Genomic DNA, 13274 nt, shown 5'->3' with positions numbered 1-13274 from the left:
GATGTCGCCTTTCAGAGCCTTCGGACCGGCTGTGGACCGACCGGTTCGGGATCCGCCGTTGAATCAGGATCCGCCGTTGAGCTTGGCCTCCGTGACCGCGCCCGCCTCGACACCCCACTTGGCGACGATCTTGCCGTACTCACCGTTCTTGATGACCTCGTCCAGAGCGGCCTGGAGCGCCTTCGACAGCTCGTTGCCCTTGGCCACCGCGATACCGTACGGAGCGGCCTCCACCTGCTCGCCGACGAGCTGGAAGTCGTTGCCGCCGCCCGAGGTCTTCACCGCGTACGCCGCGACCGGGAAGTCACTGGCGCCCGCGTCGGCGCCGCCCGCGCGCAGCCGGGTCTGGGCCTCCAGGTCGTTGTCGAAGGCCTCCAGCCCGATCCCGCCCTTGCCGGTCTCCTTGCACTTCTTGTCCTCGGCCTTGGCCAGGTCGTGCGAGACGGTGTTGCGCTGGACGACCATCTTCTTGCCGCACAGGTCGGACCAGGCGGCGATGCCCTTGTCGTCACCCTTCTTGGTGTAGATCGAGACACCGGCCGTGAAGTAGTCCACGAAGTCGACGCCCTCGCCGACCTTCTTGCCGGTGTCGCTGTCCACACCGTTCTGCCGGTCCTTGGTGTCCGTCATGGCCGACATCGCGATGTCGTACCGCTTGGAGCGCAGACCCGTCAGCAGGGTGTCGAAGGTGCCGTTCTCGAATTCGAACTTCACCCCGAGCAGCTTGCCCATCGCGTCCGCCAGGTCCGGGTCGAATCCGACCGTCTTGCCGGACTCGTCCTTGAACTCGATCGGCGGGTACGCGATGTCCGAGCCGACCTTGATCACGCCCTTGTCCTGGACGGCCTTGGGAAGCTGGTCGAAGAGCGGGGCCTTGGACGCCTCGGACGTCTTCGCGCCCTCGTTGCCGCTGTCCGTCTGGTCCCCGCAGGCGGTCAGCAGCAGGGTGCCCGCGACCGCGATCGCGCCCGCCGCGGCGATCCGGGACCTCGCGGCGGTGGTACGACGGGAGGCGCGCGCGGTCGTACGGCTGTCGGTGCGTGCGGTCATGATCGGAGTCCTCCGGTAATGAGGGAAGCTGCCAAGTGGCCGAGCACGCGTCTTCGAGTGGCGCGACCGATTGTGATTAGGGCATCTTGCCATTCGGACGGGCCCATTCAGGGGGCCGGGCATGTCAAAATCGGATAACGGGAAACCCCCACCCCCAACATGGCGGTACCTCAAGACCGGACCTTCTGTTGGACTGCCTTCTCCCTGCCTTCCCCCGGCCCGAGCGCGGAGGTCTGCCGGACACGAAGGACGAATACCCCCTGATCCGGGGCTCAGGGCGCGTGTGCGGCGCGTCCGCGCGACCGTACGTACCCCCGCGCGCGGCGGTCCCGCATGGCGGGCCGGCCGCCGGGCGGGCCACGGACGCGGTGCCCACCCACCCCTCCTCAACCAGGAGTGGCCACCCTCAACTGATGAAAGACGTAAGGGGTCACCAACACATGGCAGCGGAGATCGTCAATCCTCGCAGCGACAGCGCCACCGACGGGCAGAGCGTCCCGGGGAGTCCGGACGCCGCCCCGGCCGATCCGGCTTTCCACCCGGCCTTCGCGCTGCACCGCGGCGGCAAGATGGCCATCCGGGCGACCGTCCCGGTCCGGGACAAGGACGACCTGTCCCTCGCGTACACACCCGGTGTCGCCACGGTGTGCAGCGCGATCGCCGAGCAGCCCGACCTGGTGCACGACTACACCTGGAAGTCGCAGGTCGTCGCCGTCGTGACGGACGGTACGGCGGTGCTCGGCCTGGGCGACATCGGGCCTGAGGCCTCGCTCCCCGTGATGGAGGGCAAGGCAATCCTGTTCAAGCAGTTCGGGGGTGTCGACGCGGTGCCGCTCGCGCTCGCCACCACGGACACCGACGAGATCGTGGAGACCGTCGTACGGCTCGCGCCCTCCTTCGGCGGGGTCAATCTGGAGGACATCTCGGCGCCGCGCTGCTTCGAGATCGAGCGCAAGCTCCAGGAGCGGCTGGACATTCCCGTCTTCCACGACGACCAGCACGGCACTGCCGTGGTGACGCTGGCGGCGCTGCGCAACGCGGCCAGGCTGACCAAGCGCGAGCTGGGCGATCTGCGCGCGGTCATCTCGGGCGCCGGCGCGGCGGGTGTCGCGATCGCCAAGTTCCTGCTGGAGGCGGGGATCGGCGATGTCGCGGTCGCCGACCGCAAGGGCGTCGTCAGCCCCGACCGCGGCGATCTCAACGAGGTCAAGCGCGAACTGGCCATGCTGACCAACCGGGCCAGGCTCTCCGGTTCGCTGGAGTCCGCGCTGTCCGGCGCGGACGTCTTCATCGGCGTGTCCGGGGGTACGGTGCCGGAGCCGGCGATCGCGTCGATGGCGCCCGGCGCGTTCGTCTTCGCGATGGCCAACCCGACTCCCGAGGTCCACCCGGACATCGCGCGCCCGTACGCGTCGGTGGTGGCGACCGGGCGGAGCGACTACCCGAACCAGATCAACAACGTGCTGGCCTTCCCGGGGATCTTCGCGGGGGCGCTCCAGGTCCGGGCGTCCCGTATCACCGAGGGCATGAAGATCGCGGCGGCGAACGCGCTGGCGGATGTCGTCGGTGACGAGTTGTCGGCGGACTATGTGATTCCGTCGCCGTTCGACGAGCGGGTCGCCCCGGCGGTGACGGCGGCGGTGGCCGCGGCGGCACGGGCGGAGGGCGTGGCCCGGCGCTGACGGCGCCGGATCGGGCCTTTTCGTACGGGCCGTGCCGTACCCCTTCTTTGTGAGCGGGGGTACGGCACGGCCCGTGTCGTTGGGCCTGGATGAGTGAGTCCGAACTGGCGTCGCCAGACAGACGCGACTCCGGACTTGCTCATCTAGGGTCTGGGGCATGTTTGCCGCCTACGCAGCGCGTACCGACTTCAACGATCCCCTCAACGGCCTTGAGCTGGGCGAGCGCCCGGCCCCCGAGGCGCGGCCCGGCTGGACCACCGTCACGGTGAAGGCCGCCTCCCTCAACCACCACGACCTCTGGTCGCTGCGCGGAGTGGGGCTGGCCGAGGACAAGCTCCCGATGATCCTCGGCTGCGATGCGGCGGGGCTCGACGAGGACGGCAACGAGGTCGTCGTCCACTCCGTCATCGGGCAGACCGGCCACGGGGTCGGGCCGCGCGAGACCGGTTCGATCCTCACCGAGCGGTACCAGGGCACTTTCGCCGAGCGGGTCACCGTACCCGTCTGGAACGTCCTGCCGAAGCCCCCGGAGCTGAGCTTCGAGGAGGCCGCCTGTCTGCCGACCGCCTGGCTCACCGCGTACCGGATGCTCTTCACCAACGCCGGTGTGCGGCCCGGCGATTCGGTTCTCGTACAGGGCGCGGGCGGCGGGGTCGCGACCGCCGCGATCGTCCTCGGCAGTGCGGCGGGGCTGCGCGTGTACGCGACGAGCCGCGACGCGGCGAAGCGGGCGCGGGCCGTTGAACTGGGCGCGCTGGAGGCGTTCGAGCCGGGCGCGCGCCTGCCGGGTCGGGTCGACGCGGTCATCGAGACGGTCGGCGCGGCGACCTGGTCGCACTCCGTCAAGTGCCTGCGGCGCGGCGGCACGCTGGTGATCTCGGGCGCGACGAGCGGCGACCGCCCGGCGCACGCCGAACTGACCCGGATCTTCTTCCTGGAACTGCGGGTCGTCGGCTCGACGATGGGGTCCAAGGACGAGCTGGAGGACCTGCTGGCGTTCTGCGCGGCGAAGGGGGTGCGGCCGGTGATCGACGAGGTGCTGCCGCTGGACCGGGCGCGGGAGGGCTTCGCGCGGATGGCGGGGGGCGACCTCTTCGGGAAGGTGGTGCTGAAGCCGTAAGGGCTCCCGAGCGTGTCAACTTTGGTTGACATCTCCCGCTTGTCAACGTAGATTGACACCATGACCGAAGCAACGGATCTCGCCGAGCGGGCGGGTGACCGCGACCCCCGGGTCGGGCTGAGAGCGGTCGCCGCGCTGCGGCTGCTGCTGGAGCGGCTCGAAGCCGTACAGGTGCGCAGCGCCCGCGAGCAGGGCTGGTCGTGGCAGGAGATCGCGGATGTGCTGGGCGTCAGCCGGCAGGCCGCGCACAAGAAGCACGGGAGGCAGTGATGTTCGAACGGTTCACCGAGGGCGCCCGGGGTGTGGTCACCGGGGCGGTCGGCCACTCCGAGCGCATGGCGGCGGACTCGGTCACCGAGGAGCACATGCTGCTCGCGCTGCTCGACCAGGAGGGTACGCGGACGTCGTTCGCGTTCACGGCGCTGGGGATACGGGACCGCCGCCCCGCCGTCGAACAGTCCCTGGCGGACGCCCGCAGGCACGGCGGCCTGTCGAAGGCGGACGCCGACGCGCTGGCCGGCATCGGGATCGATGTGGACCGGATCGTCTCGAAGATCGAGGAGGCGCACGGCGAGGGTGCGATGCGCGCGGACGGGGCGGCCGGCCGCCCACGGCGCTGGTGGTCCGGTCACCGGGGCCTCACCCCGGGCGCGAAGCGGGTCCTGGAGCGGTCCCTGCGCATCGCGGCGGGCCGCGGCGACCGGCACATCGGCGACGAACACATCCTGCTGGCGCTGGCGGCGCGCCCCGGCGTCGTGTCGGAGGTCCTGTCGGACCACGGGGCGACGTACACGACCCTGGAACGGACGATGTTCGGCGATCCGGGCACGCTTCCGGCGGCGGGCTGACGGCCACGGCGGCCCGTCGGTTCGTACCCGGGGCGGGCGCCCCGTACCCCTGCCAGGGTGTGGGTCCGGACCCGGAGCGCGGTGTACGGGCCGGGGTCCTCGGCCCCTCACTGCCACGGCCGCGGCCCGAGCCGGTGGGCCGGTCCGGTGGGCCGGTCCGTGGCCCGGACCGGCTACCGTCTCGGTCCCGCGACGGCATACGCCGCGGTGCCGACGACCGTGAGGACCACGGCCGTCCAGGTGCCCGCCGCCGTGCCGGGCGGCAGCAGCATCCACGTCGCCACCCGCGTCGGCACACTCGTGCCGGACGGCACGAAGAACGAGAACACGAGCCAGGCGAACGGCAGCGTCCACGCGTACTGCCTGCCCGAGATCGCCGCGCCCAGGGCGACCAGCCCCATCAGCCCCGCGCTGTCCCGGACGACGAACGCGGTGGTGGCCATGGACTCGCCCATCGTCTGCACCGCCGGCACGGCGCCGACGACCGCGCCGGCGAGCAGCACATGCGCCGCTCTGCGGGGCGCCCAGCGGATCGCGGCCGTCCGGTCCAGCGCGAGATCCTGCCCGCCGAGCCCGACCGAGACCGCCATCGCCCCCATGGCGAGGACGAGCACGGGCAGCCGCGGATCAACGGGCCCCTCGACCCCGTCCCGGGCGAGTGCCCACGCCGCCACAGCGCTGATCACCACCACGGCGAGCGACGCGGGCACCTGCCGTGAGCGCGCGTACAGCGTCAGCCATCTCACCGGGACGCACCGCCGTTCAGCGCGTTGAACGTGTCGCCCTCGCAGGGGAGCGTCGGCGCGCGCATCGAGAGGTCGTCGACGGGCTCCCGGCACGGAGTACGTGCCTCTGCGGGCGATGGAGACACCGATACCGAGCGCGAGGACCAGCCCTCACGCGGGCATCTGCGGCGCGACGTTCGTACGGCCGGTGGCCAGGGTCGGCAAGCACGGACGCGATGCGCCGGAGCACCGGATGGCCCGGCCCCCGGCACCGAGGCCGACTTGTGCGGCGTTGCGTTGGCTGATCTCACACCCGCTGGACGCCCGGGACGTGCCGCAGGTTTTCCGTCCAATGTGATCCCCGCCACACACGAATTCGACGCCTGGGCGGCTGCGGGCGGACTACTGCTTCCGCTGCTGTCGGCGGGCGGACAGCCAGCGCAGGGACGCCCGGCCGAGGCCGGTCATCATGCGGATGATGTTCGGGTCCGTAGCGGGGGCCCACGAGGCCGCTGCGGCGAGGAGGAAGCCGGCCTGGGCCGAGATCAGGACGTCGACGGCTTCGGGGTCGACGCCGGTCAGGAGGGGGTGGCGGGATGCGTGCGGCTCCGGGTCGATTCCGCTGAGGGCCACACTGCCCAGGAGCATCACCAGGTCGGCGTGGCGGGGGCCGGTCCAGGCGTGGGGCCAGTCCACTACGACGACGCGGTCCGCGGTGAGGAGGATGTTGAACGGGTAGAGGTCGCCGTGCGCCAGGGTCTCTCCGGCGGTCGCCTCGGCGAGATGGGCCTCCAGTGCCAGATGCAGGTCCAGATCGGCGGTGGCGCCGGGCGCGAGCGTCGCCAGTCGCGCCAGGGCCTAGGGGGTGTCTTGTCGATCGGGCCGGATCGGTGAGCGGGGTCCGGTGCGTGCGATCGCAAGGCGGAGGAGGGAGGCCACGCGGAGCGTAGGCGACTGACGACAACGCCGCGAGCGTGCGTGCCGGGCCCCGCGAGCCCGGCAAGATCGGCGAGACACCCCCTAGGGGCTGTGGGCCAGCCGGGTCCAGCCGCCCAGTCGTGGGGCGCGTTCCGCTCCGCCGATGGCGGGTGCCGGGGTCAGGGTGTCTGCCAGGCCGGTGAGGGCGTCCAGTACGCGTTCCAGTTCGGGCTCGCGCCATGGCTGTGCCGGCAGCGCGCCCTCGATGTCCTCGAAGACCAGCGCCACCCACGCGCCGTCGTCGAACGACCCCAGCAGCCGGGGCGCGGGCACCCCCGGCGGCAGGGCGCCCGCCACCGCGATCTCGCGACGGTGGAACTCCCCGACGGTCGGAGCTGCCGTCGAGTCGACGGCCTTCGCGAACGCCCCGCGCCCGTCGGTCAGGCGCAGCCGGACCGCGAGGCCGTCGGAGAAGCCGCCCTGCCGGCTGGTGGCCATGGCCACCGTGCCGCCGAGCACCCGCTCGATCCCCGCCGCCACCGACCGGGGCAGGGCGTCCCAGGTGATGCGCCTGCTGCCCGTGTGGGAGGGCAGGGGCAGCGGCGTACCCCAGGGCTCGGCCGGTGTGGGCGGGTCCGCCTTTCGCTGCCCCATCAGGCCCCGGGCATGCGCAGGACCGCGGAGATATGGGCCGCGGCCGTGGACAAGTGGCGGCGGGCCGCCGCCAGTTGGGACGGGGTGACGCCGTTGTCGCGGGCCGCGTCGCGGATGTCGTCGCGGAAGCGGTCGAGCAGCCGTTCCAGATCGCGGGCCGGGTCGCCCGTCTCCGGGGTGTCCGCCGCCCAGGCGGGGTCCGGCGCAGGCGCCGCGGGCCCGTGCTCGTACGCGGCCGACGCCCCGGACTCGGCGGACTCGTGCCCGGCCGACGCCCGCCCCGCCGTGCCGGCCTTCTTCGTCCCGGATCCCGCCGTACCGTGCTGCGCCGGCCCGTCCCCGGCCGTGCCACGCTCCTTCGTCCCGGCACCTGCCGCTGCCCCCGCCCCCGACCCCGGCTCCGTAGGCCACGGTTTGGTGCCGCGGGCCAGGCCGCTGAGCTGGCCGGCCAGTTCCGACAGGCCCTCCCGTACGCCCGTCGGCCAGTCGCCGCGCAGGAAGTGGTCCTGGACCTGTTCCTGGACCTGCTTCGCGATGCGCTGCATCTCCTCACGCGCCGACTCCTGCGCCTCCTTGGCCTGGCGGCGCGCCTGCTGCGCGTCCTCGCGGGCCCGGCGGGACTCGTCCTTCGCCCGCCTGGCCTGCTCCTTCCACTCCTGCTTCGCGCGCTTCAGCTCCTCCTTCGCCGCGCGCCAGGACTCGCTGTCCGTGAACGCCGCGTCCCAGTCCTGCCGTGCCCCTCCCGTACGGCTCTCCGAGGCCGCCGCGCGCATCTCGCTGCGCAACTGGCCCGCCGCGCCCCGGACGTCGTCGCGGATCTCCGCGGCCAGTTCGGAGACGGACTCGCGGATCTCCAGCTCCAGATCGGCCAGTTCGCCGCTGCGCCCGGCCAGTTCTGCGCGGCCCGCGTCGGTGATCGAGTAGACCTTGCGGCCACCTTCGGTGGCATGGGTGACCAGGCCCTCGGCCTCCAGCTTGGCCAGCCGCGGGTAGACGGTGCCGGCGGACGGCGCGTACAGGCCCTGGAAGCGCTCCTCCAGCAGCCGGATCACCTCGTAACCGTGGCGCGGCGCCTCGTCGAGGAGCTTGAGCAGATACAGCCGGAGCCGCCCATGGGCGAAGACCGGGGGCATGTCAGAACTCCTTCGCGTCGGTCTGGGCGGAAGTCGCACGGGCCGCGGCGCCCTTGGCCGGCACCCCGCCGTCCGTGACCCCGCCGTCCGTGACCCCGCCGTCCGGCACCGCGCCGTCCCGAACAACACTGTCCGGCACCGCACTGTCCGTCACCGCGTCGGCCGGGACCGCGCCGCCCGCCGGTCCGTGCTCGTACGCGTGCCCGTGCCCGTTCCCGTGCGCATGCTCGTTCCCGTGCTCCGCGGGTGGCCTTCTCAGCAGCGCGATCGACCCCGACACCGTTGTCGCCTTGAGCGTGCCCGTGCCCGCCCCCAGCGTGCCGGTGATCCGTTTCGCCCCCCACTGCCCGCCGACCCGCAGGTCCTCGAACGCGTTGGACACGGCCCCGCTCGCCGTGTTCGCCTCGACCCGTGCGTCCGCCGGGTGCGGCAGCCGGATCGCGACCTCGCCGGAGACCGACGTCAGCTTGATGTCCGTGGGCCGGTCGCCCGGATCGAGGTCGACGATCATATCGCCGCTGACCGAGTCCGCCCGTACGGAGGACCCCGCACCCTCGACCACCGTCAGATCGCCCGAGACCGAGTTGAACCGGAGATCGCCGGTGACGGCCTGCGCCTCCAGACTGCCGGAGACCGTGTCCGCGCGGACCGTGCCCGACAGCCCCACCAGCGTGGTGTCGCCGCTGACCCCGCGGACGTCCGTACGCCCCCGTACACCGGAGACCATGGCTCCCGCGCCGACCACCCCGACCTCGACCGCCGCGCCCGCCGGCACCGCGAGGGAGATCACCGCGCTGCGCTTCCCGCCCTTGCGGTCGAGCCACTGGAAGAAGCCCTTCCAGGGCAGGTCCTCGTAGGCCACGGTGAGTGTCGAGCCGCTCCGGGTCACGATCAGCGGCGGTCCTTCGATACGGGAGACCTCCAGCCGGGCTCCGTCCCGCCCGCCCGGCGCGGCCTCGTCCGTACCGACGACATTGACCGTTCCGTTGACGATACGGACGCTGAGCGCCGTCACCGGGTCGTCGAAGGTGAGCTTCGTCGGCTCGGCGACCCTCCATGTCGACTCTGCCATGGTGCTGACCTCCCGGGGCCTGCTGACCTGCCTTGGACGGACCTGCCTTGACGCAACATATCGCGTGTCTTCAAGAACACGATATATCGCGGTTACGGGAAGTCAAGGCCGGGTGGCCGAACCCGGGGGAACCCCGGGGTGGCGCCACCTGGACACGGCGCTCAAATCCGGGCGAAGTGCCCTAGCGTAAGGGGCATGAACGCTACTTCCGTGGGGGCACTGCTGCTGTGCCGGGCCGAGCCGGCGGTGGTACGGCCCGCCGCCCATCTCCTCCGCGAACGGCTGCTGCTCGCCCAGGCGGGCCCCGGCTGGAGCGTGCTGGTGCCCGAGGGCAAGCCCTGGCGGGACGGCGGCGAACCGGTGGACCGCGTCGTCACCGGCTGGGCCACCGCGCTGGCCGTCGGCGCCAACTGGCCGATCCTCGCCCTGTGGTGGGACGCGGACCGCGCCGGCTACACCCTGGCGGCCGGCTTCCGGCGCACGGTCGGCTACATCTGGCTGGCGGACGGCACCCCGGCCGGGGAGGACGAGGCGATGCGCACGTTCGCGGCCCGCCTCGGCCTCGATCCCGTGCTGGACCTCCCGGCCCTGGAGCCGCTGACCCGCGAGGACCCGGCCGCCGACTCCCGCGACCGGCTGCTCGCCTTCGCCGCGTATCTCAGCCGCGCCGGGGTGGTGCTCCCGGTCGGACTCGCCCCGGGCGAACCGGCCGACCGGCTGCGCGAGGTGGCGCGCGTCCAGCCGGGCGCCGAGCAGGTGGAGTGGGCGGGCTGGCGGGACACCGTACGGGCCGAACTGGCGGCGGTCGAGGGCGGACCGCTCGGTCCCTGGCTGCGCGGCCCCCGGGCGCGGCTGGCCGGTACGGGACAGCTCGTCGCGGGCGTCCCGCTCACACTGTGGGCGGTGCGCCGCCGCAACGCGGGATGGGCCTTCGCCGGCGGTCTGCTGATCGCGCAGGGGGTGCTGGCGCTCACCTACGACCGGCTCCGCGCCGGGCCCGGCCGGAAGCCTATTCGTCCCCGTCTGCGGCGAAGTCGTCTTCATCGTCCAGCCGCGCCAGCCATGTCGCCAGCCGCTCGACCGGGACCTCGAAGTCGGGGTTGAGGTCGACGAACGTACGGAGCTGCTCGGCCAGCCACTCGAAGGTGACCTCCTCCTCGCCGCGCCGCTTCTCCAGTTCCTCGATCCCACGGTCGGTGAAGTACATGTGGCACAGCCTAGTCCCCGCGCACGGGCCGTCTCGTGCCTGGTGGGAGGCGGTGCTCGTACCGTACGGCCGTTCCGGGCCCGGTTCCGGAGGCGTCCGGAACCGGGCGGGGGCGAATCGCCGTCCTGTACCAACACCTCGCTTCGGCTCCCTACTGCCGTTAACCTGCGGGGAATTGGGGGAAACGGGGGCACCATGGACGATGGAGAGGCCCGTACGGGAGACGTCCGCATCACACGTGTCGAGATGCCCGACGGGACGCCCGTCTGGGCCAGGATCTCGGGCGCCGAGGAGCTGGGGCGGCCCTCCGGGGGCCTGACCTACGCGGACACCGGATTCGCGGAGCGCGTACAGGCGCGGGTGGAGAGTCTGCACGGGGTGGTGACCAGCGTCGCGCGCTCGCTGGCGGAGCCGCTGCGGGCGGTACGGCCCGACGAGGTCAGCGTCGAGTTCGGCATCGAACTGACCGCCAAGTCCGGCAAGGTCGTCGGACTGCTGGCGGACGGCGAGGCCAAGGGGACGATCAAGGTCACGCTCACCTGGAACGGCGGCGGCCCGCCCGCCGATCTGACGGACCCGCCACAGGTGCCCGCCCAGGCCGCCGGGCCCTCGGGCACATCCGTACCGGGGAGCACCGCGGCCCCGCCCGGCCCGCCCGCCGCACCGGTGCCCGGGGGCGCACCACCGGGCGCACCGGCGCATTCCGCCGGGCCCACGCCTCCGGCCGGGAGCGGACCATGATCGACGGGTTCGGCCGGGGTGTGCCGGGCGCCTCGGAGGACACCCGGCGTGCGCTCTTGGACCTCGTGATGGCGGCGACCGTGCGCATCCATGGCCCGGCGTACGGGTATGCCCCTGAGGGATCGGGTGGCGGCTTCCTGGGGAGCGGCTTCTTCATCGCCCCGAGCTGGGTTCTCACGTGCGCGCACGTGGCGATGGGGGGAGAGGGGCGGGACGTGACAGTGGTCTACGAGCTCGGCCCCGGCAGCGGCGAGACCTCGGTGGAGGGCTCCGTGGTCGCGGCGCTCCCCGAGCCCCCGCGCGGCGCGGCGGACGCGGCCCCGCTGGGACCGGCGGGCGGCTGGCCCGCCCCGGATCTCGCGCTCATCCGGCTCCGCAGGCCCGTCGAGCACGCCTGTGTGTATGTCACCGAGCGGCCCGCGGCCTACTTCGGCGGCGGCCAGGTCGTCTACTCGGGCTGGACGGAGGTGGGCGGCCGGCTGAAGCGGCTGTACGGACAGTGCTCGGTGCAGGGCACGGTCGGCGGCTGGGCCGACCCCGACGAGCAGATGCGGCTCGGCGGGGACGTCCTGCCGCCGGGGGTGTCCGGCGGGCCCACCGTCGATCTGACCCGCGGCGAGGTCGTCGGGGTGCTCAAGTCGCAGCTCGTGGGCGGCATGGGCGGCACCTCCATCGGTATCGAGCGGCTGCGGCTGCTGCCGGTGCCGCCCGAGATGGCCGCGTCCGAGTCCGACGACGACTACCAGGCCGTCTTCCACGCGCACGACCGCTACCACGCGGACCGGCACACCAACGGCGTGGGCACGGGCCGTACATGGGCGGATGTGCAGAGCGGACTCGGCGCGGGCGCCGACCGCGCGCTCAGCCCCCAGCAGCGCATGATGCTGCTCGGCAGGCTCGCCGAACTGCCGCCGCCCGTCTCCACGCACAGCCTGCTCGATCTGCTCGTACGGCTGCCCAATGTCCACTCCGTCGACCGCTATCCGGCACCCCGGAGCTGGCGGGACGGGCTCGGGGCGCTGTACGAGAACAGGGGCGGGGAGGCCGCCCTCGAACTCGTACTGCGCTACTGCATGAGCGTCATCGCCGCCGAGCGCCCCTATGTCACCCCCTCCACCGCGGCGGCCGAGGAAGCCCTGTGGAACTGGGTGAAGTGGATCGCGGACGACCGGCTCTCCCGGGACTTCCGCAACGAGATCACCCGGCTGCGGTCCGTGGCCCGCCACCGTACGGACCGCGCGCAGCGCCGCGCCTGGCCCGCGTACGGAGAGCGGCGGGTGGACGGCGAGGGGCCCTTCGTCCTGCTGGAGCTGGAGCCGCGCGGCTGGGAGCGGGACAGCTACGACTGGCGCATCGGTGTCGCCCGGCACACCGGCGAGGTGCTGCCGGTACGGGAGGACAGCCGGGGCACGCCGGGCCAGGAGCTGCCGGCCAGGCTCGCCGCCCCGCTGACCGAGGCGTTCCGGCGGTGCGACGAACCGGACAACCCGGCCGTGCTGCAAGTCGCCGTCGTCCAAGCGCTGCTGGGCCTGGACGTCGACCGCTGGCAGCTCGCGCCCGGCGGGCCGCCGCTGGGCACCGTACGCCCGGTGGTGGTGCGCCCCTCGGACCGTGAGCCGCCGTACTCCGAGGATGAGGCCCGGGAGCGGCGAGCCCGCTGGAACCGCACCTGGAACGTGGCGATGCGGGCCGAGATCCTTGACTGCGAGGACGGTCTGCGGGTACCCGTACCGATGGAGGAGGACCTGCGGGCATTGGCGTACGAAGCGGTGCCCGTGCTCTGCCGGTTCGGCGACCGGCCCGACGCGGAGACCGCGGCAGGGCTGACCCGGATGGCGCTCGGCGGCTTCCATCTCGCGCTGCTGCGCCGGGGCGCGGCGCGGCCGGATCCGGTCTGCGCGGACTTCCACCGGCGCGCCGCCGACACCCTCGCCGGGGCGGGTACGGCCGGTCAACTGCCGCGCACGGTCCAGGAGCTGCGGCGCGGCGTGCGCGAGGGCCGCACGGAAACGTACTGGTCGGACGGGGTGGCGCTGTACTACGACGACCCGCACCACCCGCTGCCGGGCTCGGGGCAGTTGCTGGAGGCGCCATGACCGGCACCGTGATGAAGAGGATGACGCG

Annotated in this window: 14 protein-coding genes; 7 read left to right on the top strand and 7 right to left on the bottom strand. The window is 72.9% G+C overall.

Going from position 1 to position 13274, the window contains the following annotated elements; translation table 11 throughout:
* Positions 1-63 precede the first annotated feature (63 nt).
* Positions 64-1050, bottom strand: coding sequence for an ABC transporter substrate-binding protein (locus KQY30_RS11285; protein ID WP_217306716.1), 987 nt, complete (start codon positions 1048-1050; stop codon positions 64-66).
* A 440-nt stretch (positions 1051-1490) separates the two neighbouring features.
* Between KQY30_RS11285 and KQY30_RS11280 the strand changes: the two genes are divergently transcribed.
* The 4 genes from KQY30_RS11280 (at position 1491) to KQY30_RS11265 (ending at position 4700) form a co-directional block, all read left to right on the top strand.
* Positions 1491-2732, top strand: a complete 1242-nt coding sequence (locus tag KQY30_RS11280) for an NADP-dependent malic enzyme (protein ID WP_217306715.1) — start codon at positions 1491-1493, stop codon at positions 2730-2732.
* Positions 2733-2889: 157 nt separating this feature from the next.
* On the top strand, positions 2890-3852 hold the full coding sequence (locus KQY30_RS11275) for a zinc-binding dehydrogenase (protein ID WP_217306714.1): 963 nt from the start codon (positions 2890-2892) through the stop codon (positions 3850-3852).
* A 60-nt stretch (positions 3853-3912) separates the two neighbouring features.
* Positions 3913-4122: a helix-turn-helix domain-containing protein gene (locus tag KQY30_RS11270; RefSeq protein WP_046500999.1), complete on the top strand. Its 210-nt coding sequence runs from the start codon at positions 3913-3915 to the stop codon at positions 4120-4122.
* Positions 4122-4700 carry a Clp protease N-terminal domain-containing protein gene (locus KQY30_RS11265; protein WP_217306713.1) on the top strand — a complete coding sequence of 193 codons (579 nt, stop codon included), beginning with the start codon at positions 4122-4124 and terminating at the stop codon, positions 4698-4700. Before KQY30_RS11270 ends, KQY30_RS11265 begins: the two co-directional genes overlap by 1 nt.
* Before the next feature lie 173 nt (positions 4701-4873).
* On the opposite strand, the gene KQY30_RS11260 is transcribed toward KQY30_RS11265, so the two are convergent.
* The 5 genes from KQY30_RS11260 to KQY30_RS11240 form a co-directional block, all read right to left on the bottom strand.
* Positions 4874-5446 (bottom strand): hypothetical protein, encoded by a 573-nt coding sequence (locus KQY30_RS11260; protein WP_217306712.1) that lies wholly within the window; start codon positions 5444-5446, stop codon positions 4874-4876.
* A gap of 381 nt (positions 5447-5827) precedes the next feature.
* On the bottom strand, positions 5828-6220 hold the full coding sequence (locus KQY30_RS36345; protein ID WP_302185363.1) for a phosphotransferase: 393 nt from the start codon (positions 6218-6220) through the stop codon (positions 5828-5830).
* 225 nt (positions 6221-6445) lie between these two features.
* Positions 6446-6997 (bottom strand): hypothetical protein, encoded by a 552-nt coding sequence (locus KQY30_RS11250; RefSeq protein ID WP_217306711.1) that lies wholly within the window; start codon positions 6995-6997, stop codon positions 6446-6448.
* Complete coding sequence (locus tag KQY30_RS11245) at positions 6997-8130, bottom strand: PadR family transcriptional regulator (protein ID WP_217306710.1); 1134 nt, start codon at positions 8128-8130, stop codon at positions 6997-6999. Before KQY30_RS11245 ends, KQY30_RS11250 begins: the two co-directional genes overlap by 1 nt.
* Before the next feature lies 1 nt (position 8131).
* Entirely contained in the window at positions 8132-9202 is a 1071-nt protein-coding gene (locus KQY30_RS11240) for a DUF4097 family beta strand repeat-containing protein (RefSeq protein WP_217306709.1), read from the bottom strand.
* A 195-nt stretch (positions 9203-9397) separates the two neighbouring features.
* Here KQY30_RS11240 and KQY30_RS11235 point away from each other — a divergent pair, with 195 nt between their 5' ends.
* A complete protein-coding gene (locus KQY30_RS11235; RefSeq protein ID WP_254407073.1) occupies positions 9398-10306 on the top strand; it encodes a hypothetical protein in 909 nt (302 codons plus the stop codon).
* On the opposite strand, the gene KQY30_RS11230 is transcribed toward KQY30_RS11235, so the two are convergent.
* Positions 10212-10409: a DUF6104 family protein gene (locus KQY30_RS11230; RefSeq protein ID WP_217306708.1), complete on the bottom strand. Its 198-nt coding sequence runs from the start codon at positions 10407-10409 to the stop codon at positions 10212-10214. The genes KQY30_RS11235 and KQY30_RS11230 overlap by 95 nt on opposite strands.
* 195 nt (positions 10410-10604) lie before the next feature.
* Here KQY30_RS11230 and KQY30_RS11225 point away from each other — a divergent pair, with 195 nt between their 5' ends.
* The gene (locus KQY30_RS11225) at positions 10605-11150 is read left to right on the top strand and encodes a CU044_2847 family protein (RefSeq protein ID WP_217306707.1); all 546 of its coding nucleotides are present in this window, start codon (positions 10605-10607) and stop codon (positions 11148-11150) included.
* The gene (locus tag KQY30_RS11220; protein WP_254407072.1) at positions 11147-13246 is read left to right on the top strand and encodes a trypsin-like peptidase domain-containing protein; all 2100 of its coding nucleotides are present in this window, start codon (positions 11147-11149) and stop codon (positions 13244-13246) included. Before KQY30_RS11225 ends, KQY30_RS11220 begins: the two co-directional genes overlap by 4 nt.
* Positions 13247-13274 lie beyond the last annotated feature (28 nt).

Origin of the sequence: Streptomyces sp. GMY02 (genome assembly GCF_019056675.1) — a bacterium.
GTDB classification, from domain to species: Bacteria; Actinomycetota; Actinomycetes; order Streptomycetales; family Streptomycetaceae; genus Streptomyces; species Streptomyces odonnellii.
The sequence above is the reverse complement of the archived record's forward strand: the minus strand, read 5'-3'. Positions and strand labels throughout refer to the sequence as shown.